Source organism: Streptomyces rimosus (assembly GCF_008704655.1).
In the GTDB taxonomy this organism is placed as follows: domain Bacteria; phylum Actinomycetota; class Actinomycetes; order Streptomycetales; family Streptomycetaceae; genus Streptomyces; species Streptomyces rimosus.
The window spans coordinates 3,215,512-3,242,005 of record NZ_CP023688.1; the positions used below are offsets into that span (position 1 = coordinate 3,215,512).

27 protein-coding genes are annotated in these 26,494 nt (G+C 71.8%); 15 read left to right on the forward strand and 12 right to left on the reverse strand.

Annotated features, from left to right (window positions below; all coding sequences use genetic code 11):
- The first annotated feature begins 72 nt into the window (after positions 1 to 72).
- From CP984_RS13070 to CP984_RS13085, 4 genes are all read left to right on the forward strand, one after another.
- Complete coding sequence (locus tag CP984_RS13070) at positions 73 to 1,071, forward strand: helix-turn-helix transcriptional regulator (RefSeq protein WP_003985340.1); 999 nt, start codon at positions 73 to 75, stop codon at positions 1,069 to 1,071.
- An 84-nt stretch (positions 1,072 to 1,155) separates the two neighbouring features.
- Positions 1,156 to 3,432: a heavy metal translocating P-type ATPase gene (locus tag CP984_RS13075; protein ID WP_003985341.1), complete on the forward strand. Its 2,277-nt coding sequence runs from the start codon at positions 1,156 to 1,158 to the stop codon at positions 3,430 to 3,432.
- A 233-nt stretch (positions 3,433 to 3,665) separates the two neighbouring features.
- Positions 3,666 to 4,604 (forward strand): beta-ketoacyl-ACP synthase III, encoded by a 939-nt coding sequence (locus CP984_RS13080; RefSeq protein WP_003985342.1) that lies wholly within the window; start codon positions 3,666 to 3,668, stop codon positions 4,602 to 4,604.
- A 90-nt stretch (positions 4,605 to 4,694) separates the two neighbouring features.
- Positions 4,695 to 5,126: a VOC family protein gene (locus CP984_RS13085; protein ID WP_003985343.1), complete on the forward strand. Its 432-nt coding sequence runs from the start codon at positions 4,695 to 4,697 to the stop codon at positions 5,124 to 5,126.
- 4 nt (positions 5,127 to 5,130) lie between these two features.
- Here CP984_RS13085 and CP984_RS13090 read toward each other — a convergent pair whose 3' ends face one another.
- The 3 genes from CP984_RS13090 to CP984_RS13100 form a co-directional block, all read right to left on the reverse strand.
- Entirely contained in the window at positions 5,131 to 5,355 is a 225-nt protein-coding gene (locus CP984_RS13090; protein WP_003985344.1) for a hypothetical protein, read from the reverse strand.
- A gap of 83 nt (positions 5,356 to 5,438) precedes the next feature.
- Complete coding sequence (locus tag CP984_RS13095; protein ID WP_030182753.1) at positions 5,439 to 6,350, reverse strand: glutaminase; 912 nt, start codon at positions 6,348 to 6,350, stop codon at positions 5,439 to 5,441.
- Between the two features lie 10 nt (positions 6,351 to 6,360).
- A complete protein-coding gene (locus tag CP984_RS13100; protein ID WP_226048652.1) occupies positions 6,361 to 7,116 on the reverse strand; it encodes a helix-turn-helix domain-containing protein in 756 nt (251 codons plus the stop codon).
- Between the two features lie 105 nt (positions 7,117 to 7,221).
- Between CP984_RS13100 and CP984_RS13105 the strand changes: the two genes are divergently transcribed.
- From CP984_RS13105 to CP984_RS13115, 3 genes are all read left to right on the forward strand, one after another.
- Positions 7,222 to 7,455 (forward strand): hypothetical protein, encoded by a 234-nt coding sequence (locus tag CP984_RS13105; RefSeq protein WP_003985347.1) that lies wholly within the window; start codon positions 7,222 to 7,224, stop codon positions 7,453 to 7,455.
- A 156-nt stretch (positions 7,456 to 7,611) separates the two neighbouring features.
- Entirely contained in the window at positions 7,612 to 8,205 is a 594-nt protein-coding gene (locus CP984_RS13110) for an N-acetylmuramoyl-L-alanine amidase (protein ID WP_032921814.1), read from the forward strand.
- Positions 8,206 to 8,224: 19 nt separating this feature from the next.
- Positions 8,225 to 9,145 (forward strand): 1-aminocyclopropane-1-carboxylate deaminase/D-cysteine desulfhydrase, encoded by a 921-nt coding sequence (locus CP984_RS13115; RefSeq protein WP_030182756.1) that lies wholly within the window; start codon positions 8,225 to 8,227, stop codon positions 9,143 to 9,145.
- A gap of 22 nt (positions 9,146 to 9,167) precedes the next feature.
- Here the strand turns inward: CP984_RS13115 and CP984_RS13120 are convergent, their stop codons facing one another.
- On the reverse strand, positions 9,168 to 10,772 hold the full coding sequence (locus CP984_RS13120) for a Na+/H+ antiporter (protein ID WP_003985350.1): 1,605 nt from the start codon (positions 10,770 to 10,772) through the stop codon (positions 9,168 to 9,170).
- A gap of 104 nt (positions 10,773 to 10,876) precedes the next feature.
- Between CP984_RS13120 and CP984_RS13125 the strand changes: the two genes are divergently transcribed.
- The 4 genes from CP984_RS13125 (at position 10,877) to CP984_RS13140 (ending at position 13,414) form a co-directional block, all read left to right on the forward strand.
- Positions 10,877 to 11,137: a UBP-type zinc finger domain-containing protein gene (locus tag CP984_RS13125; protein WP_003985351.1), complete on the forward strand. Its 261-nt coding sequence runs from the start codon at positions 10,877 to 10,879 to the stop codon at positions 11,135 to 11,137.
- 125 nt (positions 11,138 to 11,262) lie between these two features.
- A complete protein-coding gene (locus CP984_RS13130; protein WP_003985352.1) occupies positions 11,263 to 11,751 on the forward strand; it encodes a GNAT family N-acetyltransferase in 489 nt (162 codons plus the stop codon).
- Positions 11,752 to 12,021: 270 nt separating this feature from the next.
- Positions 12,022 to 12,435 (forward strand): ATP-binding protein, encoded by a 414-nt coding sequence (locus tag CP984_RS13135; protein ID WP_003985353.1) that lies wholly within the window; start codon positions 12,022 to 12,024, stop codon positions 12,433 to 12,435.
- Positions 12,436 to 12,478: 43 nt separating this feature from the next.
- The gene (locus CP984_RS13140) at positions 12,479 to 13,414 is read left to right on the forward strand and encodes an RNA polymerase sigma factor SigF (protein ID WP_003985354.1); all 936 of its coding nucleotides are present in this window, start codon (positions 12,479 to 12,481) and stop codon (positions 13,412 to 13,414) included.
- Positions 13,415 to 13,622: 208 nt separating this feature from the next.
- Here the strand turns inward: CP984_RS13140 and CP984_RS13145 are convergent, their stop codons facing one another.
- Positions 13,623 to 14,060, reverse strand: coding sequence for a hypothetical protein (locus CP984_RS13145; RefSeq protein ID WP_030182759.1), 438 nt, complete (start codon positions 14,058 to 14,060; stop codon positions 13,623 to 13,625).
- Between the two features lie 244 nt (positions 14,061 to 14,304).
- On the opposite strand from CP984_RS13145, the gene CP984_RS13150 reads away from it, so the two are divergent.
- Both CP984_RS13150 and CP984_RS13155 read left to right on the forward strand, forming a co-directional pair.
- Positions 14,305 to 15,273: a diacylglycerol/lipid kinase family protein gene (locus tag CP984_RS13150; protein ID WP_003983229.1), complete on the forward strand. Its 969-nt coding sequence runs from the start codon at positions 14,305 to 14,307 to the stop codon at positions 15,271 to 15,273.
- A gap of 321 nt (positions 15,274 to 15,594) precedes the next feature.
- Positions 15,595 to 15,852 (forward strand): WhiB family transcriptional regulator, encoded by a 258-nt coding sequence (locus CP984_RS13155; protein WP_003983230.1) that lies wholly within the window; start codon positions 15,595 to 15,597, stop codon positions 15,850 to 15,852.
- A 378-nt stretch (positions 15,853 to 16,230) separates the two neighbouring features.
- Here CP984_RS13155 and CP984_RS13160 read toward each other — a convergent pair whose 3' ends face one another.
- Together CP984_RS13160 and CP984_RS13165 are read right to left on the reverse strand one after the other, a co-directional pair.
- Entirely contained in the window at positions 16,231 to 17,700 is a 1,470-nt protein-coding gene (locus tag CP984_RS13160; protein WP_003983231.1) for a sensor histidine kinase, read from the reverse strand.
- A 373-nt stretch (positions 17,701 to 18,073) separates the two neighbouring features.
- Positions 18,074 to 18,688, reverse strand: coding sequence for a TetR/AcrR family transcriptional regulator (locus CP984_RS13165; protein WP_003983232.1), 615 nt, complete (start codon positions 18,686 to 18,688; stop codon positions 18,074 to 18,076).
- An 81-nt stretch (positions 18,689 to 18,769) separates the two neighbouring features.
- Here CP984_RS13165 and CP984_RS13170 point away from each other — a divergent pair, with 81 nt between their 5' ends.
- A complete protein-coding gene (locus CP984_RS13170) occupies positions 18,770 to 19,525 on the forward strand; it encodes an SDR family oxidoreductase (RefSeq protein WP_003983233.1) in 756 nt (251 codons plus the stop codon).
- A gap of 83 nt (positions 19,526 to 19,608) precedes the next feature.
- On the opposite strand, the gene CP984_RS41265 is transcribed toward CP984_RS13170, so the two are convergent.
- Positions 19,609 to 19,779, reverse strand: a complete 171-nt coding sequence (locus tag CP984_RS41265) for a hypothetical protein (RefSeq protein ID WP_156100311.1) — start codon at positions 19,777 to 19,779, stop codon at positions 19,609 to 19,611.
- Positions 19,780 to 19,935: 156 nt separating this feature from the next.
- Positions 19,936 to 20,985: an SIS domain-containing protein gene (locus tag CP984_RS13175; protein ID WP_030182762.1), complete on the reverse strand. Its 1,050-nt coding sequence runs from the start codon at positions 20,983 to 20,985 to the stop codon at positions 19,936 to 19,938.
- 917 nt (positions 20,986 to 21,902) lie between these two features.
- Between CP984_RS13175 and nagB the strand changes: the two genes are divergently transcribed.
- Positions 21,903 to 22,685, forward strand: coding sequence for a glucosamine-6-phosphate deaminase (nagB, locus tag CP984_RS13180; RefSeq protein WP_003983236.1), 783 nt, complete (start codon positions 21,903 to 21,905; stop codon positions 22,683 to 22,685).
- A 349-nt stretch (positions 22,686 to 23,034) separates the two neighbouring features.
- On the opposite strand, the gene CP984_RS13185 is transcribed toward nagB, so the two are convergent.
- The 3 genes from CP984_RS13185 to CP984_RS13195 are packed head-to-tail and all read right to left on the reverse strand — an operon-like array spanning position 23,035 to position 26,398.
- Positions 23,035 to 24,579, reverse strand: a complete 1,545-nt coding sequence (locus CP984_RS13185; protein ID WP_003983237.1) for a glycoside hydrolase family 3 protein — start codon at positions 24,577 to 24,579, stop codon at positions 23,035 to 23,037.
- Between the two features lie 8 nt (positions 24,580 to 24,587).
- On the reverse strand, positions 24,588 to 25,418 hold the full coding sequence (locus CP984_RS13190; RefSeq protein ID WP_003983238.1) for a carbohydrate ABC transporter permease: 831 nt from the start codon (positions 25,416 to 25,418) through the stop codon (positions 24,588 to 24,590).
- On the reverse strand, positions 25,415 to 26,398 hold the full coding sequence (locus CP984_RS13195; protein WP_030182764.1) for a carbohydrate ABC transporter permease: 984 nt from the start codon (positions 26,396 to 26,398) through the stop codon (positions 25,415 to 25,417). The genes CP984_RS13190 and CP984_RS13195 overlap by 4 nt, the downstream gene beginning before the upstream one ends.
- Positions 26,399 to 26,494: the final 96 nt, after the last annotated feature.

Sequence of the window (26,494 nt, forward strand, 5' to 3'; positions counted from 1 at the left end):
CTGCTGCGTACCAGAACGTTAGGGCGCCTGTAGGACAGACCCGGTCCTACTTCGTCCGCCATGATTGCGGGCATGAGCGAAACCTCGGCCCGCCTGCTGAATCTCCTGTCCCTCCTCCAGACACCCCGGGAATGGCCCGGCAGTGAACTCGCCGGACGCCTCAACGTCACCACGCGCACCATCCGCCGCGACATCGAGCGGCTGCGCGAACTCGGCTACCCGGTGCACGCCACGATGGGCGCGGAGGGCGGCTACCGGCTCGCCGCGGGCACCGCGCTGCCCCCGCTGCTGCTGGACGACGAGGAGGCGGTGGCCATCGCCGTCGGCCTGCGCTCGGCGGCCGGGCACACCGTCGACGGCATCGAGGAGGCGTCCGTACGCGCCCTCGCCAAGCTGGAGCAGGTGCTGCCGTCCCGGCTGCGGCGGCGGGTGGGCACGCTCGGCACCGCCACCGTACCGATGCCCTCCGGGGACGGCCCGACCGTCGATCCGGCCCATCTGACCACCCTGGCCGCGGCGGTCGCCAACCAGGAGCGGGTCCGCTTCTCCTACCGGGCGGGCGACGGCACCCCCTCGAAGCGCCTGGTCGAGCCGCACCGGCTGGTCTCGGCCGGGCGCCGCTGGTATCTGGTGGCGTACGACAACGAGCGCGAGGACTGGCGGATCTTCCGGGTCGACCGGCTGTCCGATCCGTACCCCACCGGGGTACGGACGCCGCCGCGCGACCTGCCCGCCGAGGATGCCGCCGCGTATGTGCGGGGGCAGCTGCGAAGCCTGGCGGCGGGCGGTGTCGCCGCGGTGGCCACGGTGTACGCGCCCGCCGACGAGGTGGCCGCCCGGCTGGGGAACGCGGCGGTCGAGGTGGAGCCGATCGACGAGCGCTCCTGCCGCCTGCGCACCGGGCCCGACCCCCTGGACTGGACGGCGTACCGGCTGGCGATGCTGGGCCATGAGTTCACGGTGCACGAACCGGCGGAGCTGGCGGCGTACCTGCGGCAGCTGGGCGGGAGGGTGCTGCGGGCGGCCGAGGAGGAGGGCGGGGCGGCGTCTCCCGATACCGGGGAGGGGTAGCACGCATACCCCCTGGGGGTATACAGTCGGGGCAGTGGACGACAGCGGCACCCCGCCGTCACCCCCGCCCCCGAAGGAGCAGCCATGACCACCACCGTCGACGGACACCGCATCGAGCTGGAGATCGGCGGCATGACCTGCGCCTCCTGCGCCGCCCGCATCGAGAAGAAGCTCAACCGGATGGACGGCGTGACCGCCACCGTCAACTACGCGACGGAGAAGGCCAAGGTCACCTACGAGGAAGGCGCGGGCATCGGCGTCGCGGACCTGATCGCCACCGTCGAGAAGACCGGCTACACGGCCGCCGTACCGGAACCCCCGGCCCCCGCCCCGCCGCCACCCGAACCCGGCGCGGCCCCGGCACCGGAACCGGACGCCGGCTCCCTCGCCCCGCTGCGGCAGCGGCTGACCGTCTCCGTGGTCCTGGCCGTGCCGGTGATCCTGATGGCGATGGTCCCGGCGCTGCAGTTCACCAACTGGCAGTGGCTGTCGCTGACGCTGGCGGCGCCGGTCGTGGCGTACGGCGCCTGGCCGTTCCACAAGGCCGCCTGGACCAACCTGCGGCACGGCGCCGCCACCATGGACACCCTGGTCTCCCTGGGCACGCTCGCCGCGCTCGGCTGGTCGCTGTGGGCCCTGTTCTTCGGCCACGCCGGGATGCCCGGCATGACCCACCCGTTCGAGCTGACCATCGAGCGCGGCGACGGCGGCAGCAACATCTACCTGGAGGCCGCGGCCGGCGTCACCGCCTTCATCCTGGCCGGGCGCTACTTCGAGGCCCGCTCCAAGCGCCGGGCCGGGGCCGCGCTGAAGGCGCTGCTGGAGCTGGGCGCCAAGGACGTCGCGGTGCTGCGGGACGGGCGCGAGATCCGCGTACCGGTGGGTGAGCTGGCCGTCGGCGACCGCTTCGTGGTCCGCCCGGGAGAGAAGATCGCCACGGACGGCACGGTCGTGGACGGCTCCTCCGCGGTGGACGCCTCGATGCTCACCGGCGAGTCGGTGCCCGTCGAGGTCGCCCCTGGCGACCGGGTCACCGGCGCCACCGTCAACGCGGGCGGCCGGATCGTCGTCGAGGCGACCCGGGTCGGCGCGGACACCCAGCTGGCCCGGATGGCGCGGCTGGTGGAGGACGCGCAGAACGGCAAGGCCGCCGCACAGCGCCTGGCCGACCGGATCTCCGCGGTCTTCGTCCCGGTCGTCATCGCGCTGGCCATCGGGACCCTGGGCTACTGGCTGATCACGGGCGAGGGAGCGGTCGCCGCCTTCACCGCCGCGGTCGCCGTACTGATCATCGCCTGCCCCTGCGCGCTGGGCCTGGCCACCCCGACCGCCCTCATGGTCGGCACCGGCCGCGGCGCCCAGCTCGGCATCCTGATCAAGGGCCCGGAGGTCCTGGAGACCACCCGCCGCGTGGACACCGTCGTCCTGGACAAGACCGGCACCGTCACCACCGGCGCGATGACGCTCACCGCCGTCCACCTCGCCGACGGGGTGTCCGAGGCGGACGCGCTGCGCCTGGCCGGCGCCCTGGAGCACTCCTCCGAGCACCCCATCGCCCGCGCCATCGCCGGTGCGGCGGCCGAGCGTACGGGTGAGCTGCCGGTCCCCGAGGACTTCGCGAACGTACCCGGCCGCGGTGTCCAGGGCGTCGTCGAGGGCCACGCCGTCCTCGTCGGCCGCACCTCGCTCCTCTCCGACTGGGCCATCGAACTGCCCGCCACACTGGCCGGCGCCAAGACGGCCGCCGAGGACGCCGGGCACACCGCCGTCGCCGTGGCCTGGGACGGGGCGGCACGGGCCGTGCTCGTCGTCGCCGACGCGGTCAAGCCCACCAGCGCCGAGGCGATCCGCCGGCTGCGCGCCCTCGGCCTCACCCCGGTCCTGCTGACCGGCGACAACGCGGCCGTCGCCCGCTCGGTGGCCGCCGAGGTCGGCATCGACGCGGAACACGTGATCGCCGAGGTGCTGCCCGAGGACAAGGTCTCGGTGGTCAAGGCCCTCCAGGCGGAGGGGAAGTCGGTGGCCATGGTCGGCGACGGCGTCAACGACGCGGCGGCGCTCGCCCAGGCCGACCTGGGGCTGGCGATGGGCACCGGCACGGACGCCGCCATCGAGGCGGGCGATCTGACGCTGGTACGGGGCGACCTGCGCGCCGCCGCGGACGCCATCCGCCTCGCCCGCCGCACCCTCGGCACCATCAAGGCCAACCTCTTCTGGGCCTTCGGCTACAACGTCGCCGCGCTGCCGCTGGCCGCGGCCGGCCTGCTCAACCCGATGATCGCCGGGGCCGCGATGGCCTTCTCCTCGGTCTTCGTGGTGGCCAACAGCCTCCGGCTGCGCCGCTTCAAGCCGCTCGCCTGAGCGGGACACCGACGGCCGGCCCGGCCTCCGACAGCGCACCGCCGTCGGGGGCCGGGCCGCTCGCGTGCGCGGAATCACGTCACCGTACGGAGTCGCCGGAGACACCCGCCCCGGGCGGTACGTGGCATTCCCTCCAGAAGACGCCCCCGAAGATTGGCGCATCACGCAACGCCTCCCAGGAGCCACACCCCCAACACTGAACGGATACCGTCCGCACACGCACAGGGGATCCCATGACGGGCGCACGCGTCCTGGCCCTCGGCCACTACCAGCCCTCCCGGGTACTCACCAACGACGATCTCGCGAAGATGGTCGACACCGACGACGCGTGGATCAGCAGCCGCGTCGGCATCCGCACCCGGCACATAGCGGCCCCCGACGAGACCGTGGACGCGATGGCAGCCGCCGCCGCGGCCAAGGCGCTGGCCGCGAGCGGTCTGACGGCCCAGGACATCGACCTCGTCCTGGTGGCCACCTGCACGGCCGTCGACCGCAGCCCCAACACCGCGGCTCGGGTCGCCGCCCGGCTCGGCCTGCCGTCGCCCGCCGCCATGGACATCAACGTCGTCTGCGCCGGCTTCACCCACGCGCTGGCCACCGCCGACCACGCCATCCGGGCCGGGTCGGCGGTCAACGCGCTGGTCGTCGGTGCCGAGAAGTTCACCGACGTGGTGGACTGGACGGACCGCTCCACCTGCGTACTCGTCGGGGACGGGGCCGGCGCCGCGGTCGTCACGGCCGCCCCCGAACCGGAGATCGGCCCGGTGCTGTGGGGCTCGGTCCCGGACATGGGCGACGCCGTACGCATCGAAGGCAGCCCGCCCCGCTTCGCCCAGCAGGGCCAGGCCGTCTACCGCTGGGCCACCACCCGCCTGCCGGCCATCGCCCGCCAGGTGTGCGAACGCTCCGGCATCGCACCGGCCGACCTGGCCGGGGTCGTGCTGCACCAGGCCAACCTGCGGCTGATCGAACCGCTGGCGGAGCGCATCGGCGCCGTCAACGCGGTGATCGCGCGCGATGTCGTCGAGTCCGGCAACACCTCGGCCGCCTCCGTACCGCTCGCCCTGTCCAAGCTGGTGGAACGGCGGGAGATCCCGTCCGGCGCCCCGGTCCTGCTCTTCGGGTTCGGCGGCAACCTGTCGTATGCGGGTCAGGTGATCCGGTGCCCTTGAGGGGCTGACACGGGTGGTCGGGCGCCCGGCGGTCCCGCCGCGTCCGATTTCTTCAAGACCCGGTCAGGGCGCGCTGCCTACGCTCCCCGTATGAGCAACGAAACGCACTCCACCTCGACCACCACCCCGCGCTTCGCGGCGATCGGCATGGTCGTCGCCGACATGGCGGCCTCGCTCGCCTTCTACCGCCGCCTCGGCCTCACCGTCCCGGCGGAGGCCGACACCGCCCCGCACGCCGAAGCCGCGCTGCCCGGCGGGCTGCGCCTGATGTGGGACACGTACGAGACCGCGCGCTCCATCGACCCCGGGTGGACACCGCCGGCCGACGGCGCCGCGACGGGCCTGGCGTTCGAGTGCGCCGGCCCGGCGGAGGTCGACAAGGTCTACGCGGAACTGGTCGACGCGGGTTACACCGGGGAGAAGCAGCCGTGGGACGCGGACTGGGGGCAGCGGTACGCGGTGATCCAGGACCCGGACGGGCACGGGGTGGATCTGTTCGCGGCGCTGCCCCGGGCCGTGTGACGGCCTACGGCACTTCCCGCAGGTACAGCGCCCCGCACGAGTGGCAGAAGGGTTCGGCCGCCGATGTGCCCCAGGCGTCCGCGGACTGCACCGCCGCGTCCGGTTGCAGTTCGCGTCCGCACATGGACAGGGTGCCGTCCAGCCGCACCATGTGCCAGATCTTGACCCGCGCGTCCGGCTCCCGCGGCGAGCCGCCGTCCGCGTACTCCGCACGCATCTCGTGCTCCATGGCGACACACCTCCTCGCCCCCACGATGCGCCCGCGAGGGGGCCGCCCGCTACCCGGCGGCCCCGCCCGCACCACCGCCCGGCTCAGAACACCGACCAGCCGGTCAGCGTCGTGAAGTGGTCCAGCGCCGCCGCGCCCGCCACCGAGTTGCCCCGCCTGTCCAGCCCGGGGCTCCATACGCACAGCGTGCAGCGCCCCGGCACGACCGCCACGATGCCGCCGCCGACGCCGCTCTTGGCGGGCAGCCCGACCCGGTAGGCGAACTCCCCGGCCGCGTCGTACGTGCCGCAGGTCAGCATCACCGCGTTGATCCGCTTGGCCTCGCGCGCCTCCAGCAGGCGGCTGCCGTCGGCGCGCAGCCCGTGCCGGGCCAGGAAGCCGCCGGCCGCCGCCAGGTCGCGGCAGCTCATCTCGATGGAGCACTGCCAGAAGTAGTGCTCGATGACGCTGGGGACCGGGTTCTCCAGGTTGCCGAAGCTGGCCATGAAGTGCGCGAGCGCCGCGTTGCGGTCGCCGTGGTCGGCCTCGGAGTCGGCCACGGCCTGGTCGAAGGCGAGGTCCGGGTTGCCGCTCTCCTCGCGCAGGAAGTGCAGCATCGTGGTGCTGGCGTCGCCGGTCAGCGTCTGGAGGCGGTCGGTGACGACCAGCGCGCCCGCGTTGATGAAGGGGTTGCGCGGTACGCCGTTCTCCCACTCCAGTTGCACGAGCGAATTGAACGGGGTGCCCGACGGCTCGCGACCGACCCGCTTCCAGATGTCGTCGTTGTCGTTGGCCATGACCAGGGCCAGCGAGAACGTCTTCGAGATGGACTGTACGGAGAACGGGACCTCCCAGTCCCCCACCCCGTAGACCTCGCCGTTGATGTCGGCGACCGCTATGCCGAAGCGGTCCATCGGCACCTTCTCCAGCGCCGGTATGTAATCGGCAACCTGCCCATGTCCGACATACGGCCTCGCAAAGGCCGCTACCTCCTCAAGAACGGCCTGGTAGTCCATGACGGACACGCTAACCCGAGGCCACCAGCACCCCCAGCGGGACCCCTGCCAGCGCCTTCACCTCGCGTGCCAGGTGCGCCTGGTCCGCGTACCCGGCACGGGCCGCCACGTCCGCGTACGGCATGCCGCCGCGGGCCAGCTCCAGCGCGCGCACCAGGCGCAGCACCCTGGCCAGCGTCTTGGGGCCGTAGCCGAACGCCGTCAGGCACCGGCGGTACAGCTGCCGCTCGCCGACGCCGACGGTCCGGGCCACCTCCGCCACCGGGCGGCCGTCGGCGAGCGCGGCGGCGATCATCCCGCGCGCCGGGTCGGGCGGGTCGGCCGCCGCCCGCAGCCGGTCCACCGCGATCTCCTCCAGCACTCTTCCGGGTGATCCGGTCCCGGCCAGCGTCCCGGCCAGCCGCGCCACCCGGTCCCGTGGCCACAGTTCGTCCAGCGGCACCCGCTGATCGCGCAGTACGTGTGCCGGTACACCGAGGACGGCGGGCCCCTGACCAGGGGCGAAGCGCAGCCCGACGACGAGGGAGCCGGGCCGGACGGCCGGGGCGTGGGCGGTGGTGTCCGGGCCGGCCACGGTCAGCCGGCCGTCCATCCACAGCAGGTCCGTACAGCCGTCGGGCAGCACCCGCTGCGGCGCCCCCGGGACGCCGCCGGGCGCCCGTTTCGCCCATACGACCGCGCCGGGCAGCCGCGAGGCCCGCTCGCGGTACCCGCCGCACTCCCCGTCGGCACCCCGGCGCACGCTGCCGTCCCCGTCCGCACTCACATCCCCAGCGTGGCACGGGAACGCGGGTAACGTCCGGTCCGTTGATCGGGTACAGCCCGTGACCGGCGGGCCCAACGCCCCTCCCCCGACCTCATGGAGGCAGCAATGGCAGGCTTTCTCGACCGCGCCAAGGAGCAGGCACAGAGCGCTCTGAACCAGGGCAAGCAGAAGGTCGACGAGGTCCAGCAGCAGCGCGCGGGCAACGACCTGCTGAAGAAGCTGGGCGCGGCCTACTACGCCGAGCGCCGTGGCAGCGGCTCCGCCCAGGCCACCCAGGAAGCGCTGAGCGCGCTCGAAGCCCATATCGCCACCCACGGCGACGGCTTTCTGCGCGGCTGAAAAAGCAGGGGAAAAAGCGGTGGAAAGCGGCTGAAAGCGCTCGCTCACCCGCTCGCACACGCGACGAACGGCTGGCCTGGGACCTGGCGTTCCAGTACAAGCGTTTTACGAGGCGGTGCGCGGTCGGCGGCCGCCGCGCACCGAACGGAGTCGGCCATGGCCCCACCCATGTCCGCGAACACCTTCCTCAAGGCCCTCAGAGACGAGGGTCTGGAGGTCGTCGAGGTCGGCGAGTGGCGCACCCACAACCGCGACGGCCACGGCGCCTGGGGGCCGGTGCACGGCGTGGTGATCCACCACACCGTCACGTCCGGGACCGAGGAGACGGTCCGCCTGTGTTACGACGGCACCTCGGCGCTGCCCGGCCCGCTGTGCCACGGCGTGATCACCAAGGACGGCCGGGTCCACCTGGTCGGCTGCGGCCGGGCCAACCACGCGGGCAGCGGCGACCGGGACGTCCTGAACGCCGTGATCGCCGAGAAGAAGCAGCTTCCCCCCACCAACCAGTACAACGCCGACGGCAACGTCCACTTCTACGGCTTCGAGTGCGAGAACATGGGCGACGGCCAGGACCCCTGGCCCGAGGCCCAGCTGGAGGCCATCGAGAAGGCCGCGGCCGCGCTGTGCCGCGTCCACGGCTGGAACGAGTACTCGGTCATCGGCCACCTGGAATGGCGGGCCGACAAGATAGATCCCAAGGGCTTCACGATGAAGGACATGCGTGCCCGCATCGGCGCCCGGCTGAAGTAGGCCCCGCCGCCGCGCGACAATGGGTGGCGTGACCACCCCCGCCCCCGGCCTCGCCGCACTGCGGCCGCGGCTGCCGTCCCCGCTCCAGCGGATCGAGGACGAGCGGTTCGCGCGCCGCGGTGTGCGGCTGCTCCTCAAACGGGACGATCTGATACATCCCGAGCTGCCCGGCAACAAGTGGCGCAAGCTGGAGCCGAACCTGCGGGCGGCGGCCGAGGCCGGGGAGCGCACGCTGCTCACGTTCGGCGGCGCCTATTCGAACCATCTGCGGGCCACCGCGGCGGCCGGGCGCCTGCTGGGCTTCGCGACGATCGGAGTCATACGGGGCGCCGAGCTGGCCGGCAAGCCGCTGAACCCGTCCCTGGCGCGCTGCGCCGCCGACGGCATGCGGCTGCACTTCGTCGACCGCGCCACGTACCGCCGCAAGGCCGAACCGGAGGTCGAGGCGGCACTGCTCGAACGTTTCGGCCCGTTCTACGCGGTCCCGGAGGGCGGCAGCAACGCGCTCGCCGCCCAGGGCTGTACGGCCCTGGGCCGGGAGCTGCGCGGCGAGACCGACATGGCCGCCGTCGCCTGCGGAACCGGCGGCACCCTGGCGGGCCTGGCCGCGGGTCTGGCGCCGGACCAGCGCGCCCTCGGCATCCCCGTCCTCAAGGGCGGCACCCCGCACTTCCTCGCCGCCGACACCGAACGCCTCCAGCACGCGGCCTTCGGCGGCCGGCGCGGCACATGGGACCTGGACCCCCGCTTCCACTGCGGCGGCTACGCCCGCCGCACCCCCGAACTGGACGCCTTCGCCGCCGACTTCGAGACCCGCCACGGCGTCCCGGTGGAGCGCCTCTACGTGGCGAAGCTCCTTCTGGGCCTGACCACCCTGGCCGAGGAGGGGGCGTTCGCTCCTGGTACGACGGTCACCGCCGTCATCACAGGCGCCCCCTGAGCCGCCGCTCCGGCCCTCCGCCCTAGTCGGCACCCTCCCGGTACGCCGCCGCCTCCTCCAGGTCCAGCCGCTTCAGCAGCACCCGCATCATCTCGTCGTCGATCCGCCGCTCGTCCCGCATCTGCACGAACACCTTGCGCTCGGCGTCGATCATCTCCCGCGCCAGCCGCCGGTACGTGGCGTCCGCCGACTCCCCCGTCACCTCGTTGGCCGTCCCCAGCCGCTCCCACACGGCGTTGCGCCGCCGCTCCAGTACGGTGCGCAGCCGGTCGGCCAGCGGGCCCGGGAGCGCGTTGCGCGGGTCCTCCAGCATCTCGTCGAGCCGCTGTTCCGCGGCCCGCGACGCCTCGTTCTGCGCCTGCGCCTCGGCGAGCGTCTCGGCCCGTACGTCCCGCTGCGGCAGCCGCAGCGCGCGGATCAGCGGCGGCAGCGTCAGCCCCTGGACGACGAGCGTGCCGATGACCGTCGTGAAGGTCAGGAAGAGCACCAGATTGCGGGCCGGAAAACCCTCGTCGGAACCGTGGACGGTCACCGGGATGGAGAACGCGATCGCCAGCGACACCACGCCCCGCATCCCGGCCCAGCCGACGATCACGGGCGCCTTCCAGTTCGTGCCGGGTTCGCGGTTGCGGATGCGTTCCGACAGCACCCGGGGCACGAACGTCGCCGGGAAGACCCACACGAACCGCGCGAGCACCACCACCACGAACACTATGACCGCGTACCAGACCGCCTCCCCGCCGCCGAACTCGCCCAGCCCGCGCAGCACCACCGGCAGTTGCAGGCCGATCAGCGCGAACACCGACGACTCCAGTACGAAGGAGACCATCTTCCACACGGCCTCCTCCTGGAGCCGCGTCTCGAAGTCGACCTGCCACGACCGGTGCCCCAGGTAGAGCGCGACCACGACGACCGCCAGCACTCCGGACGCCCCGAACTCCTCGGCCACCTGATAGGCCACGAACGGAATCAGCAGCGACAGGGTGTTCTCCAGCAGCGGCGCGTCCCGCAGCCGGCAGCGCAGCCAGTGCAGCGGAATCATCAGCACCGCGCCGACCCCGATGCCGCCCAGCGCGGCGACCGCGAACTCCCGGATGCCGTCGGTCCAGGTCGCGCCCACTCCGGCGGCCGCGGCCACCGCCACCTTGTACGCGGTGATCGCGGTGGCGTCGTTGACCAGCGACTCGCCCTGGAGGATCGTCGTGATCCGGCTCGGCAGACCCAGCCTGCGGGCGATGGCGGTGGCGGCCACCGCGTCGGGCGGCGCGACCACCGCGCCCAGCACGAGCGCCGCCGCCAGCGGCAGGTCCGGGATCATCAGATACGCGACGTACCCGACGGCGACCGTCGCGAAGAGCACGTAGCCGACCGACAGCAGCGCCACCGGCCGCAGGTTGGCCCGCAGGTCCAGGTACGAGCTCTCCAGCGCGGCGGTGTGCAGCAGCGGGGGCAGCAGCAGCGGCAGCACGATGTGCGGATCGAGGGTGTAGTCCGGTACGCCGGGGATGTACGCGGCGGCCAGCCCGGCGGCGACCAGCAGCAGCGGTACGGGCACGGGCGTGCGCCGGGCGGCCCCGGCGACCGCCGCGCTCCCCGCGACCAGCAGCAGAAGTGGCATCACGTCCATCGGCCTCGCCCGTCCTGTCCCGTCCCGCCGGGCCGGCCCGCGCCGCCCGGTCATCGCGGCGGCCACCCGTGCCGTACCCGCTGGTGCGATCTAACCTGGCAATCATGAGCGAGTGCCCGCATGTTCCCGAACTGCCGCGCCCCGAACCCGCCGCGCTGACCGACACCTGCCCCGAGTGCCTGGCCGTCGGCAGCCATCCCGTACAGCTGCGACTGTGCCTGGAGTGCGGCCACGTCGGCTGCTGCGACTCCTCGCCGTACCGGCACGCCACGGGCCACTACGAGGCGACCGGCCACGCGGTGATGCGCTCGTACGAGCCGGGCGAGTCCTGGCGGTGGTGCTTCGTCGACGAGATGCTCGTCTGACGAAGGCGCCGCAAGCCGGCCGCAAGCCGGAAAAAGGGGCATCCGGAAAGGGGCTCCCGACCGGCCCGCGGCCCGGATTCCGGACCCCGCGGCCGGTTGTCGGTACCGCCCGCTAGCCTTCAGGCATGATCCGCACCGCGACGGTCGACGACGTCCCCGTCATCCACACCATGATCCGCGAGCTGGCCGCGTACGAACGGGAGCCGGACGCCGCGAAGGCCACCGAGGCGCAGCTGCGCGAGGCCCTCTTCGGCGAGCATCCGGCCGCCTTCGCGCTCCTGGCCGAGGACGCGGAGGGCCCCGTCGGCTTCGCCCTGTGGTTCCGCAACTTCTCGACGTGGACGGGCACGCACGGTGTCTATCTGGAGGATCTCTACGTCCGCCCCGAGGCGCGCGGCGGCGGCCACGGCAAGGCGCTGCTGGCGGCCCTCGCGGAGATATGCGTGGAGCGCGGCTACGCACGTTTCGAGTGGTCAGTCCTGGATTGGAACGAACCGTCCATCGGTTTTTACCGGTCGATCGGCGCGGAACCCATGGACGAATGGACCGTCTTCCGGCTCACTGGAGATGCACTGCACAACCTCGCGGGCGTCTCGAACGTCAACGCAGCGTAATCAGCTTCGATTTGGCAGTGCAGACCCCTAGCCACTGTCCGTACCCGTAGGCTTACAATGAGTGACAGTCGTAGGACTGCGGGACGCTGCTGGACCAGCCGTCGTACCGGAGGTCGGCCCTGCCTCTTCCGGGCGACATCGCCCCGCAGATCGCGATAGCGTCGCAGGCGAACCACGTGCCGCGCCGGATCGTTGCCCTCTTGTTCACGAGAGGGGCCGCGACCGGCGCGAATATCAGCTCAACCAGCTTGTGTCACCTTGGAGGTGAGGGTGTCCCAGATCGCAGGCGAGCCCGGGACCCAGGACTTCGTGGAAGTCCGGCTGCCCGCTGCGGGTGCCTACCTGTCGGTGCTGCGTACGGCCACGGCCGGCCTCGCAGCCCGCTTGGACTTCACCCTCGACGAGATCGAGGATCTGCGCATCGCCGTGGACGAGGCATGCGCGATTCTTCTGCAACAGGCCGTGCCGGGCTCCGTGCTGAGCTGCGTCTTCCGCCTGATCGACGACGCGCTGCAGGTGACCGTCTCGGCCCCGACGACCGACGGCCGCGCCCCCGAGCGCGACACCTTCGCCTGGACGGTGCTCTCCGCGCTGGCCGGCAAGGTCGACTCCACCGTCGCGGAGGACCGTACGGTCACGATCAGCCTGTACAAGGAGCGCGGCGCCGGTCCCGGACCGTCATGACCGAACAGGGGGCCCCGTGAAGGATCTTGATCGCGGCACGCGGATGGCGCCCGGTGTGGCCATCCCCGAGCAGCATGCCCGGCCGCAACCGGTGGGCGCGGATGACCACGGCGGCCGGTTGGACGCGGAGCAGGCAGAGCGGGCGGACCACATGGACCAGAGCGAGCACAGGCGGAACGAGCGCGATCCGCACACCCCGCACCACCCTCATGACCCTCACGACCCCCATGACCGGAGCGGCGCGCGGGCGATGTTCTACGAGCTGCGCAAGCTGCCCGACGGCTCGGCCGAGCGCGCCGAACTGCGCAACGCGCTCGTGCGCATGCACCTGCCGCTCGTCGAGCACCTGGCCCGGCGCTTCCGCAACCGCGGCGAGCCGCTGGACGACCTGACCCAGGTCGCCACCATCGGCCTGATCAAGTCCGTGGACCGCTTCGACCCGGACCGCGGCGTGGAGTTCTCCACGTACGCCACGCCCACCGTCGTCGGCGAGATCAAGCGGCACTTCCGCGACAAGGGCTGGGCGGTCCGCGTGCCCCGCCGCCTCCAGGAGCTGCGGCTGTCGCTGACCACCGCGACCGCCGAGCTCTCCCAGCGCCACGGCCGCGCCCCGACGGTCCATGAGCTCGCCGAGCACCTCGCGATCTCCGAGGAAGAGGTCCTGGAGGGCCTGGAGTCGGCGAACGCGTACAGCACCCTGTCCCTGGACGTGCCGGACACCGACGACGAGTCGCCGGCCGTCGCCGACACCCTGGGCGCCGAGGACGAGGCGCTGGAGGGTGTCGAGTACCGCGAATCCCTCAAGCCGCTGCTGGAGGATCTGCCGCCGCGCGAGAAGAAGATCCTGCTGCTGCGCTTCTTCGGCAACATGACCCAGTCGCAGATCGCCCAGGAGGTCGGCATCTCGCAGATGCACGTCTCCCGCCTGCTGGCCCGCACCCTGGCCCAGCTCCGCGACAAGCTCCTCGTGGAGGAGTGAGCGAACCCTCCCGTCGTCGGCCACCGCCCCGGTCTCACCAGGAGCCCGGGGCGCCGTACGTCGGCCGCCCGGTCGCTGCCCGGCGGCGTACGTACCGCCCGTACGGCCACGGCCCGACCGTGCGGCCGCGGCTCACCGCCTTCATTCCCCGTACGGATGAGGTACGGACGGGGGACAGGTGGGGTACGCACGGGCCCCGCACCGTGGCTCAGTCCCGCGGCGCGATCCCCAGCGCCTCGGTGGCCGTCGGATTCACCAGCAGGGCGAGCACCGCGATGGCCGCCACCGCCAGGCCGATACCAGCCGCGATCAGCGCGCCGCCGCCGTTCACCAGCGTCCACGCCACCGGGAACGCCACGATCTGGGTGATCAGCGAGGGCCCACGGCTCCAGCGGCGGCGCAGCCACAGCCCGCGCGCCGCGACCAGCGGCAGCGCCGCCAGCGCCAGCACGGTCAGGCCGCCCATCTCCGCCTGGCGGGGGCTGTCGGGCGAGCCGGCCAGGCCCACGACCAGCATGTAGACGCCGAGTGCGGCCAGCGCCAGGCCCTCGACGGCGGTGAGCACGGCGGCGGCGCCGATCCGGCCGGGCCGGGGCCCGCTCGGCCCGGCGGCGGCGTCGGCGGCCTTGCCGGACCCGGTCGCCACCTTCTTGCCGCCGTCGCCCGTCCGGGCGCCCTTGGCGGACGAGGCGCCCTTCGCGCCTCGGGCCCGTACGTCCGTTCCGTCCGGCTTGCCGCCCCTCGTCGCCTCGGCCGGCCGGGTGGGCCGGGCCGCCTTGGCCGCGGGGCGCTTCTGCTTACTGCTCACCCCAGCAGGGTAGCCCCGGGGTGCCCTCGGCACGGCGGGCAGGGAGTGGGGCGGGTACCGGCAAGTAGGTACCCTGCTCACCATGCGCGCACTTCTCGTGGTCAATCCCGCAGCTACCACCACCAGTGCGCGTACACGTGAAGTGCTCACCCACGCGCTGGCCAGCGACCTGAAGCTGGAGGTCGCCGAGACGCAGTACCGGGGACACGCCCGCGACCTGGCCCGGCAGGCCGCCGAGGGGGGCCAGATCGAGCTGGTCGTCGCGCTCGGCGGCGACGGCACGGTGAACGAGGTCGTCAACGGTCTGCTGACGCACGGCCCGGACCCCGAAGCGCTGCCCCGCCTCGCCGTCGTCCCCGGCGGCTCCACCAATGTCTTCGCCCGCGCCCTGGGCCTGCCGAACGACGTGGTCGAGGCGACGGGTGCTCTTCTGGACGCGCTGCGTGACGGCAGTGAGCGCACGGTCGGCCTGGGGCTGGCGGCGGGCACCCCGGGCAGCGACGACGAGGGCGTGCCGGCCCGCTGGTTCACCTTCTGCGCGGGCTTCGGCTTCGACGCGGGAGTGGTCGGCCGGGTCGAACAGCAGCGGGAGCGGGGCAAGCGTTCGACACACTCGCTCTACATGCGGCAGGTGTTGCGGCAGTACGTCGGCGAGTCGAACCGCCGGCACGGCACGATCACCCTGGAGCGGCCGGGCGAGGACCCGGTGGAACACCTGGTCATGTCGATAATCTGCAACACCGCCCCCTGGACCTACCTGGGCAACCGCCCGGTCTACCCGGCGCCCGCGGCGTCCTTCGACACGGCCCTGGACGTCTTCGCCCTGTCGAAACTCTCCGCGACCGCGGTGACGCGCTACGCGACCCAGCTCCTGGCGTCAACACCGGAGCGCGGCCCCCGTGGCAAGCATGTGGTCTCGCTCCATGACTTGACGGACTTCACCTTGCATTCGCAGGCTCCACTGCCGTTCCAGATGGACGGTGACCACCTCGGGCTCCGTACGAGCGTGACGTTCACAGGCGTTCGCCGTGCACTGCGTGTGATTGTGTGAGCAGTAGGGCCTAAAGTCCTTTCAGTCGAACGTTTAGGCTGACTTCCACCCCCTAGAAGTACGGCTGTGACCTAGGCGACACCAAGGAATCAAAAAAAAGTTTCCGGAAGGGGTTGTATCCGCCGCCGAGGTTTGCGAGTCTCTTCGTGGCGATCGGGACGGCCGTTTCTTCCGGCCCCCTTGAGAGCCCGAATCCCCCTCCTCATTCTTCAGGACCGCACCAGTTCTCAACTGGGGTTTGGCCCTTCCCTTGTGGAGGGATTCGTGAAAGCGTTCACATTCACAAGCAACGTTCCCGTCACACGAGGAGATGGAGCAGCCATGGACTGGCGTCACCGCGCCGTTTGCCGCGAGGAAGACCCCGAGCTCTTCTTCCCCATCGGCAACACCGGTCCTGCGCTGCTGCAGATCGAGGAAGCCAAGGCCGTCTGCCGCCGCTGCCCCGTCATGGAGCAGTGCCTGCAGTGGGCGCTGGAGTCCGGCCAGGACTCCGGTGTCTGGGGTGGTCTCAGCGAGGACGAGCGCCGCGCCATGAAGCGCCGTGCAGCTCGCAACCGGGCGCGCAACGCCAGCGCCTGACCGCAGACGCCCCCCGTGGCCCCCGAGCCGCAGCGCGCAGTACCCCCACCGCTCCCCCAGCGCCCCGAGCGCCTGGGAGCCCCCCACGCAACGTGAGCTTTGAGCCCCGGACCAGATGGGTCCGGGGCTTACTGCTGTGCGGATACGCCCGCGCCCCCCAGGTCTGGACCAGGGGCCCCGTTCCGCCGCACCCCTCCCCACCCGGAATGCGGAGCCCCCGCAGCACCGTTGTCCATTCGCCGCCATCGCCGTCACTCTTTCGTTACGTCGATCTGCTGGAGGGCAGTTGGGCGGCCCGGGTACTCCGCGCGGACTTCTCTTCCGTATTCCTTCCCGAATTCCTTCCGTTCGCCGCTCACTTGATGAGCGGCGGCTTCATCAGTGCTTCTCCGCTCGTACGGGAATGTCGAGAATCACCTGAGTGCCCCGTTCGGTTCCGGGCACCATGTCGAACTTTCCGCCCAACTCGCCCTCCACCAGGGTGCGTACGATTTGCAGCCCGAGGTTCCCGGCCCGGTGCGGGTCGAACCCGTCCGGCAGGCCGCGGCCGTTGTCCTGGACGGTGACCAGCAGGCGGGGCTCCGTACGGCTGCCGCCACGTACCGCACCGACCTCGACGGACCCCTGGTCCCCCGGAACGAAGGCGTGTTCGAGGGCGTTCTGCAGGACCTCCGTGAGGACCATGGACAGCGGGGTGGCGACCTCGGCGTCGAGTATCCCGAAGCGGCCGGTGCGGCGCGTGGTGACCGCGCCCGGCGCGATCTCCGCGACCATCGCCAGCACCCGGTCCGCGATCTCGTCGAACTCCACGCGCTCGTCGAGGTTCTGGGACAGCGTCTCGTGCACGATCGCGATCGAACCGACCCTGCGCACCGCCTCGTTGAGCGCCTCGCGCCCCTGCTCGGAGTCCATCCGGCGGGACTGCAGGCGCAGCAGCGCGGCCACGGTCTGCAGATTGTTCTTCACCCGGTGGTGGATCTCCCGGATGGTGGCGTCCTTGGTGATCAGCTCCCGTTCGCGGCGCCGGAGTTCGGTGACGTCGCGCAGCAGCACCAGCGAACCGATGTGCGTGCCCTTGGGCTTGAGCGGGATGGCGCGCAGCTGGATCACCCCGTCCTCCCCCTCGACCTCGAACTCCCGCGGCGCCCACCCGCTGGCCAGCTTCACCAGCGCCTCGTCCACCGGGCCGCGCGCGGGCGCGAGTTCGGCGGTGGTCCGGCCCAGGTGGTGGCCGACGAGGTCGGCGGCGAGGCCCAGGCGGTGGTAGGCGGACAGCGCGTTCGGGCTGGCGTACTGGACGACGCCGTCCGCGTCGAGCCGGATCAGCCCGTCGCCGGCGCGCGGCGAGGCGTCCATGTCGACCTGCTGGCCGGGGAAGGGAAAGGATCCTGCGGCGATCATCTGCGCGAGATCGGAGGCGCTCTGGAGGTAGGTGAGCTCCAGCCGGCTCGGCGTCCGTACGGTCAGCAGGTTCGTGTTCCGGGCGATCACTCCCAGTACCCGGCCCTCCCGGCGCACCGGGATCGACTCGACCCGTACGGGCACCTCCTCGCGCCACTCGGGGTCGCCCTCGCGTACGATCCGTCCCTCGTCCAGGGCGGAGTCGAGCATCGGCCGGCGGCCACGCGGAACGAGGTGGCCGACCATGTCGTCCTGATAGGAGGTCGGTCCGGTGTTGGGCCGCATCTGGGCGACGGACACGTACCGCGTGCCGTCGAGGGTGGGGACCCACAGGACGAGATCGGCGAAGGAGAGGTCGGAGAGCAGCTGCCACTCCGACACCAGCAGGTGCAGCCATTCCAGGTCGGAGTCGCTGAGGGCGGTGTGCTGGCGTACGAGATCGTTCATGGAGGGCACGCTCTGGAGCCTACCGGCGTACGGTAGAGGTGTTGTCCCCGCAAGGGCATGGACAGATCTAAATGGTCTAGTCCACAATACGTTGGGTATCGCACCCCGCGAGGGCGGCCGCCAGGCCCGCGATACCGCACCAAGAACCTCCGAAACCTCCGCTCTCCCCGCACAGGAGGGCGGATAGAGGCCCGAGCGCTCTCTGCCCTGACTGCGCGACGGCCTCAGGTCGACCGGCCTCTGGGCGTGCGTGCGTCTCCGCCGCACGTGGGGCGCATTCCGCCGCCGGGCCGGCCGATGAAGCTCCGGGCTGCGGTGCCGGACAGGTTGAGGGTCCTGTCCCGGCGCCGCGGCCCGCGGGTGTTCTCCGGCCCTACTCCTCGCTCTTCCCGGGGGGCCAGGCAGCCATCGCCAGCTCGGCCACCCGCTCCAGCGTCGTACGGTCCGCACCGTCCCTGGCCTGCTGGGACATGCCCTGGAGTACGGCCGCGCAATAGACCGCGAGCGCGTGCGCGTCGGTGTCGGCAGGCAGCTCACCCGCCGCGACGTCGCTCCTGATCCGCCCTTCGATCGTTTCCACGTTCTCGGCGCGCCGCCCCTGGAGGCTGCGCATGACGTCCTCGGACTGCGCCGTGCAGTTGGTGGCGGCCGTGATGACCATGCAGCCGCGCGGGTAGCCCGGCAGGGTGTGGAAGGCCGCCGCCTCGCGCAGCATCCGTGCCACGGCCCGGCGCGCCGTCGGCTCCTCGGCGAAGGCCCGGCCGGAGAAGGCGCCGAAGTCCCGGACGTACGCCTCGATCGCCTCCTCGAAGAGCGTCCGCTTGTCGCCGAACGCCGCGTACAGGCTCGGCGCCTTGATGCCCATGGCCTCGGTCAGGTCCGCGATGGAGACGGCCTCGTAGCCGTGCTCCCAGAAGGCGCGCATCGCCTGCTCCAGAGCCGTCTCCCGGTCGAAGGACCGGGGCCGTCCACGCTGTTTCGTCGCCATCCTCGAATTCTATAGCGCCCGCTACGAAAACTCTGCTACGGTTTTTTCTGTAGCAACCGATACAGAAAGGGGGGCGCGGTCATGGGCGTACTCACGGGCAGGACGGCGCTGGTCACGGGCGGCAGCAGGGGCATCGGCCGGGCGATCGCCGAGCGGCTGGGCCGCGACGGCGCGCGGGTCGGGGTGCATTACGGACGCGACGAGACCGCCGCGAAGGAGACGGTGGCGGCGATCGAGGAGGCCGGCGGCCGGGCCTTCGCCCTCCAGGCCGAACTGGGCGTCCCGGGCGACGCCGCGGCCCTGTGGTCCGCGTTCGACACGCAGGCCGACGGCCTGGACATCCTGGTGAACAACGCCGGCGTGACCGGCCGCCGCGAACCGCTCCGGCAAGCGACGGAGGAAGACTTCGACCACGTCTTCGCGGTCAACACGAAGGCCCCGTTCTTCATCACCCAGCTGGGCCTGGACCGACTGCGCGACGGCGGCCGGATCATCAACATATCGACGGGCCTCACCCACGGCGTCGCCGTCCCCGAACTGATCGCCTACGCGATGACCAAGGGCGCCATCGACGCCTTCACCTCAACCCTCGCCAAAGACCTGGCCCCCCGCGGCATCACGGTCAACGCGGTCGCCCCCGGCGTCGTCGACACCGACATGAACGCGAGCTGGCTCCGCACCGACCCCGAAGCCTGGCAGGCGTATTCGGACGCGTCCCCCTTCGGGCGCGTGGGCGCGCCCCGCGACATAGGCGACATCACCGCATTCCTGGCCTCGGACGACAGCCGCTGGGTCACGGGACAGTGGATCGATGCGACTGGGGGTGCGTTGCTTTGAGGTGAGGGGGTGGGGTTGCGAACGGGGCGAACGTTGCCCGATACGTCGTTGCCGGCCGCGTCACCGACGCATACTCACTCTGCTCACTCGCGCGCGGCGTTGATCAACATCAAGTTGGCTGCGCCCGGTCGAAGTTCGAAGAATCCTTCGCCGGCGGGGATCTCGGCGAGGAGGAAACCGCTGGGGTCCCCCGCGTCGCTGAGGTGGAGCGTCACCCCGTTCGGCAGCGTGATCCGAAGCTCATCGGCCTCCACGGCACTCGCCACTCCTCCTCGGATCGCCTGGACCCGCAGGGGACGGGGCTCATGCGAAGGAACGGGACAGGAATCAGCCTCAGTCATGACAAAAAGCTAACCCGCCGGGAGACACCCGACCAATGACAACGACGCCCCCGAACCCCGCAGGCCGCGTCAGCGCGTTTCGGTGATCTTCGCCAGGGAGCGGGGCGCGTCCGGGTCCTGTCCCCGCGCGAGCGTGACTTCGTAGGCAAGCCTCTGGAGAGGAAGGATTTCCAGGATGGGCTGAAGCTCCTCCGCCACGCCGTCCGTCGGCAGCGCGAAGCCGGCCGCCACCCGCCCCACCTCGGCGTGGCCACCGATGACCACCAGATCCGCACCCCGATCGCGCAACCGTTCCAGTACGGGCCGCAGCGCCTGCCCGCCCTTGCCGTCGGTGACGATCGCGATGACCGGGGAGATGTTGTCGACCATGGCGAGCGGACCGTGCAGCAGGTCCGCGCCGGAGTACGACAGGGCGGGGATATAGCTGGTTTCCATGAGCTTCAGGGCGGCTTCCTTCGCCGTCGGATAGCCGTAACCACGGGAGGTGAGCACCATGCGTTCCGCGAACCGGTAACGGGCGGCGAGGGCCCTGACCTCGTCATGGCGGGCGAGGACGGACTCGGCGAGGTCCGGCAACGCCCTTGCGGCCAGGTAACCCGGCACGCGCGGCCGAGGGTGCCCGGCGCTGACGCGCAGGCCCTCGACGAGGAGGTAGAGAGCGAGGAGTTCGGCCGTGTACGTCTTCGTGGCGGGCAGGGCGCGCTCCGGACCGGCCAGCACATCGATGTGGAACTCACTGATCCCGGCAAGCGCCGACCCCGCGTTATTGGTCACCGCGAGCGTGATCGCACCGGCCTCGCGGGCGGCCCGCGTGGACGCGACGAGGTCGGGCGAGCCACCGGACTGGCTGACCGTGACGACGAGGCAGTCCCGAAGGTCGGGACGCGCGCCGTAGGCGGTGGTCGTGGACATGGAGGTAAGACCGCAGGGCTTGCCGAGCCGCACTTCGAAGAGGTACTTGCCGTACAGGGCCGCGTTGTCCGACGTACCGCGCGCGGTAAGCAGCACGAACCGTGGCCGGCGGGCAGCGATCTGCTCGGCAACCGCACGGATGCGGGGTGCCCCCTCGGCGAGGATGCGACGCAGCACGTCGGGCTGCTCAGCCATCTCAGCAGCCATGAGGCGCCCCGGCTGCTCGCCGCCCGGGGTGGGCGGTGCGGGGGTGGCTGGCGCGAAAGGCGGGGCCGCTGCCGCGCTCGCGGTCTGGGTTGCGGGGGTGGCCTCCGCTCTGGGGGCGGCCTCCGTTCCAAACGCGGCCACCAGCCCAGGCGCGGCCTCTGTCCCGGGTGCGGTCTCCGCCCGGGGTGCGGTCTCCGCCCCGCCCGCGGCCTCCGGCCTAGGCATGGACTCTGTCCCGGGCGCGGCCTTCGTCCCGGACGTGCTCTCCGTTCCAGGCGAGGTCTTCGCCTCGGGCGCGGTCTCCGTTCCGGACGTGGCTGCCGGTCCAGGCGCGTCCTCCGTCACACCCGCGGCCTCCACCCCGGTCGTGGCCTCTGCGCCGGACGCCGTCTCCGCCCCGCGCACCGCATCCACCCCGGATGCCGTCCCCGTCCCGGACGCGGCTTCCGCCCCGGACGGGCCATTCGCTGTGCGGTTCGTGTCGCCGGACATGTGGCCGCCTCCTGATGGGTGTGCGTCCCCGAGTACCCGGTCCTCGGCGGCACCGCACGCGGGGCGGTGCCGGCGTGGCATGCGTACCGCGCTTCGGGCCCCCCACGCACTCGCCCGGCGCTCCCTGATCACCGCGCCCCAGAGGCCGCGAGCCGATCGCCGCGGAGCTCCCGAGCCGACCACCGCAGGCCCGGCCGACCGCCGCAGACCCAGCCCACCCGGCGCAGACCCAGCCCACCCGCCGCAGGCGTATCGCGCCCGACCCAGGCGCAAGCAAGCGAGCCCCCGCCCACCCCAACACCCCACCCCTCCCCCAATTCGCCCCCCGTTCAGCCCCGGGTTGCCGGATGTCACCTGGGGGGTCGGTGGCGCTCTGGTAGATTGGTCTATACCACACGACCACTCTCCAGATCGGCAGGCTCAGCGTGGAAGTTGTCATCGTCCCGGACGCCAAGGCAGGCGGCGAGCTGATCGCGGAAGCCATCGCCGCCCTGGTCCGTCGCAAGCCCGAGGCGCTGTTGGGTGTGGCCACCGGCTCGACTCCGCTGCCCGTCTACGAAGCGCTGGCGGCCAAGGTCCGCGGTGGGGACGTGGATGTCGCGCGTACCCGCATCTGCCAGCTCGACGAGTACGTGGGGCTGCCCGCCGGGCACCCCGAGTCGTACCGGTCCGTGGTGCTCCGCGAGGTCGTGGAGCCGCTGGGGCTCGGCGAGGACGCGTTCATGGGGCCGGACGGCACCGCCGAGGACGTGCAGGCGGCCTGCGAGGCGTACGACCGCGCGCTGGGCGAGGCCGGCGGGGTGGACCTCCAGTTGCTGGGCATCGGCACCGACGGGCACATCGGCTTCAACGAGCCGTGCTCCTCGCTCGCGTCCCGTACCCGGATCAAGACGCTGACGCAGCAGACCCGGGAGGACAACGCCCGGTTCTTCGACAGCCTGGACGAGGTGCCCCACCACGTCATCACCCAGGGCATCGGCACCATCCTGGAGGCCCGCCACCTGGTGCTGCTGGCCACCGGCGAGGGCAAGGCGGACGCCGTGGCGCAGTCCGTCGAGGGTCCGGTCTCGGCGCTGGTGCCGGCGTCCGCGCTTCAGCTGCACCCGCACGCCACGGTCGTCGTCGACGAGGCCGCCGCGTCCAAGCTCAAGCTGGCCGACTACTTCCGCGCCACGTACGCGGCCAAGCCGGAGTGGCAGGGCCTGTAAGGGACAGCCGAACGGCCGCCCCATACGGCCGCCCCATACGGCCACCCCATACGGCCACCCCATACGGCCACCCCATACGGCCACCCCGTATGACCGTCCCATACGGCACAAGCACGCACACGACCCGGGTGGGGCGCCTCCGCAAAGGCGCCCCACCCGGGTCGTTTCATCCACCAGCCATGCAGACCACCGGCCGTTCAGCCCACACGGCCGTGCCATCCACGGCCGCGCCATCGACCCCCGCGCCATCCAAAGCCGCGCCCGCCCACAGCCGCGACCCCCACGGCCGTACCGCCCACCCCCGTACCCCACCGAGCCCCCGGCTCCCCTCCGCGGCCCGGTGGGGGATTCACCCACCCGCGATGACCTCCGCGGCGGCGCGTCCGCAGACGCGGGCCGCGCCGTGGGTGGCGATGTGCAGGGCCCCGCGCGGGGGCGCCTGTGGCAGGCCCATTTCGACGACGACCGTGTCGGGCCGGGCGTCGAGCAGGGCGGCCAGGGCGTCGGTCATCCAGGCGTGCCGATGTGCGTCGCGGACGACGGCGACGATGCGCCGCTCCCCCGCCGCCCGCAGGATCTCCTGCGTACGGGTGCGCGTGTCGGCCGCCACGGCACCGGCGTTCCCGTACGTCCCGGTCTCCGTGCCGGGCAGCAGCCGCCCCAGCTCCGCGGCAACCCCCCACGGCGTCTCGTCGCCGACGGCGATGTTCGCGACGGGCGTGAAGGCCGCGACGTACGCGGGCGCGCGGAGCGGCTCGTACGGGCCGTTACGGGTGATCCGCAACGCGCGGCGGGCCGCCACCAGGCCGGCCTCGGGTACGGGCGCGACCCCTCGCTCCCCAGGGAGGGTCCCCTGTGTCGCGCCCGCACTCCGGGTCCACCGTGCCAGGGCGCGGACCCGCGCCGCGGCGTCGGCGAGCCGCTTCTCCGACAGCTCGCCGTCGCGTACCGCCCTGACCAGGGCGTCGCGCAGCCGCAGCACGGTGGCTTCGTCGGCCAGTCCGCCGCCGACGCAGATGGCGTCGGCACCGGCGGCGATGGCCAGGACGCTGCCCCGCTCGATGCCGTACGTCGCGGAGATGGCCTGCATCTCCATGCCGTCGGTGACGATCAGGCCCTCGAAGCCGAGGCCGCCGTCGACGACGGGGGCGCGCAGCAGGCCGGTGAGCACGTCGCGGCTGAGGGTGGCGGGCAGCGTGCCGTCCAGGGCCGGGAGCAGGATGTGCGCGCTCATCACGGCCTTGGTGCCGGCGGCGATCGCGGCCCGGAAGGGCACCAGCTCGCGTTCCTGGAGGGTGCGCAGGTCGGCGGCGATGCGTGGCAGGTCGTGGTGGGAGTCGACGGCGGTGTCGCCGTGGCCCGGGAAGTGCTTGGCGCAGGCGGCGACGCCGGCGGACTGGAGCCCTTGGACGTACGCGGCGGTGTGCCGGGCGACCAGCTGCGGGTCGGCGCCGAAGGACCGTACGCCGATGACCGGGTTGGACGGGTTGGAGTTGACGTCGGCGGACGGCGCCCAGTTCAGGTTGACGCCGCACTCGGCCAGCCGGCGGCCCAGTTCACGGGCCACGTCGTGGGTCAGCTGGATGTCGTCGACCGCGCCCAGGGCGAGGTTGCCGGGGAAGGACGAGCCACCGCGCACTTCGAGACGGGTGACGTCGCCGCCCTCCTCGTCGATGGCGACGAGGACGTCCTCCCGTTCGGCCCGCAGCTCGGCGGTGAGCGCCGCGAGCTGGTCCGGCGAAGCGATGTTGCGGCCGAACAGGCCCACCGAGGTCAGCCCCTCACCGAGCCGGCGCAGCAGCCAGTCGGGCGCCGAGGTGCCGGTGAAGCCGGGCTGGAGGACGGTGAGCGCGTCGCGGGTGAGGGTGTCGGACGGGCGTACGAGTGTCGTCATGGCGCGCGTCATCCCTTCACTGCGCCGGCGGTCAGTCCGCCGACCGCCTTGCGCTGCAGGAACAGGAACAGGACGAGGATCGGCAGGGCGAAGATCGAGGCGGCGGCCATCGTGGCGCCCCAGTCGTCGCCGAACTGGCTCTGGAACTGGGAGAGCCACAGCGGCAGCGTGCCCTTGTCGGGCTCCTTGTTGAGAACCAGCACGAGCGGGAATTCGTTCCAGGCGGTGATGAAGCCGAACAGCGAGGTGGCCATCAGGCCGGGTGCCAGCAGCGGGAAGATGATCTTCACGAACGCCTGGGTACGGGTGCAGCCGTCGACCATCGCGGACTCCTCCAGCTCCTTGGGCACGGCGGCGACGTAGCCGCGCAGCGTCAGGAGGGTGAAGGGCAGCACCATCAGCATGTAGAAGAAGGTCAGCGGCACCAGGCTGTTGAGCATGTCGGCGTCGCGCACGATCATGTAGATCGAGATGACCAGGACCTCCCACGGCGCCATCTGAGCGACCATGAAGGTCAGGATGATCCCCTTGCGGCCCTTGAAGCGCATCCGTGCGACGGCGAAGGAGCCGCACAGGGCGATCAGCAGCGAGAGGCCGACCGCCAGCACGGTGACGGTGACCGAGTTGCCCACCAGGGACCAGAAGTTCGGCGCGTTGACGGCGGTCGAGAAGTGCTCGAAGGTGCCGTTCAGCGGGAACCACACCGGGTCCTCGGTGATGATGTCGCCGTTCGGCTTGAAGGCCGTGGTGAACATCCAGTACACGGGGAAGACGAATCCGAGGGCGAGCACGAGCGCCGCCGCGTTGGGCCAGATACGGCCGAGCAGGGAGCGCTTCACGCCTCGTCCTCCTCTTGCTTGAGGGTCAGTCGCAGGTAGTACGCGGTCATGCCGAGCAGCACGACGATCGTCAGCAGCGAGATGGCCGCGCCCATGCCGAAGTGGAGGTTGCCGACGCCCTCGGTGAAGGCGTAGATCGGCAGGGTCTCGGTGAGCCGGTCCGGGCCGCCCTCGTTGATCGCGAAGATCTGCGGGAACGCCTTGAAGACCCAGATGATCTCCAGGAACGTGGTCGCCAGGAAGAACGGCTTGAGGAACGGGAAGGTGACGCTGGTGAAGACCTTCCAGGTGCCGGCGCCGTCCATCCGGGCCGCCTCGTACAGCTCCTTGGGGATGGTGGTGGTCGCGGCGTAGAGGTTCAGCGCCACGAACGGCAGCGACTGCCACACGATCAGTACGGTGATGACGAAGAAGGTGGACAGCTGGCTGCCGACCCAGTCGTAGTGGGCCATCGAGTGCCAGCCCAGCTTGTCCAGGACCCAGTTGACGACGCCGTAGCGCGCGTCGAACAGCCATTGGAAGACGGTGGTGGCGGCGATGACGGGCATCGCCCAGGTCAGCACCAGCGCGACGGACAGCACCAGGCGCATCTTCTTGCCGAGCCGGGCCAGCAGCAGGCCGATCAGCACGCCCAGCGTCATGATCAGGACGACGTTGACGCCGGTGAAGACGATGGTGCGGACGGTGACCCGCCAGAACTGCTCGCCGCCCAGGATGTCCGAGTAGTTGCCGAACCCGCGCCACTCGGTGAGGTGCTGGATCAGCTGCTTCATGTTCAGGTTCTGGAACGAGAGGATCAGGTTCCGCACCATGGGCCAGCCCAGGAAGACCGCGGTGGCGGCCAGGGCCGGGATCAGCAGCAGGTAGGGGGCCTTCCCGGCGGCCCGGCCGGTCCCGCGGCGGCGACCGGGCGGCGGGGCGCCGCCCTTGCCGATCCGTGGCGCGGAATTCTGCACCGCGTCCTCGATCTGCACTGACATGTCCCGCTTCTCCCCATCACCCGGTCGTGCTCGTGCTGGTGGTTCCGTACGGGGGCCGGGACGGCCGGCTCCCGTACGGAACCCGTTGGTGGCGGT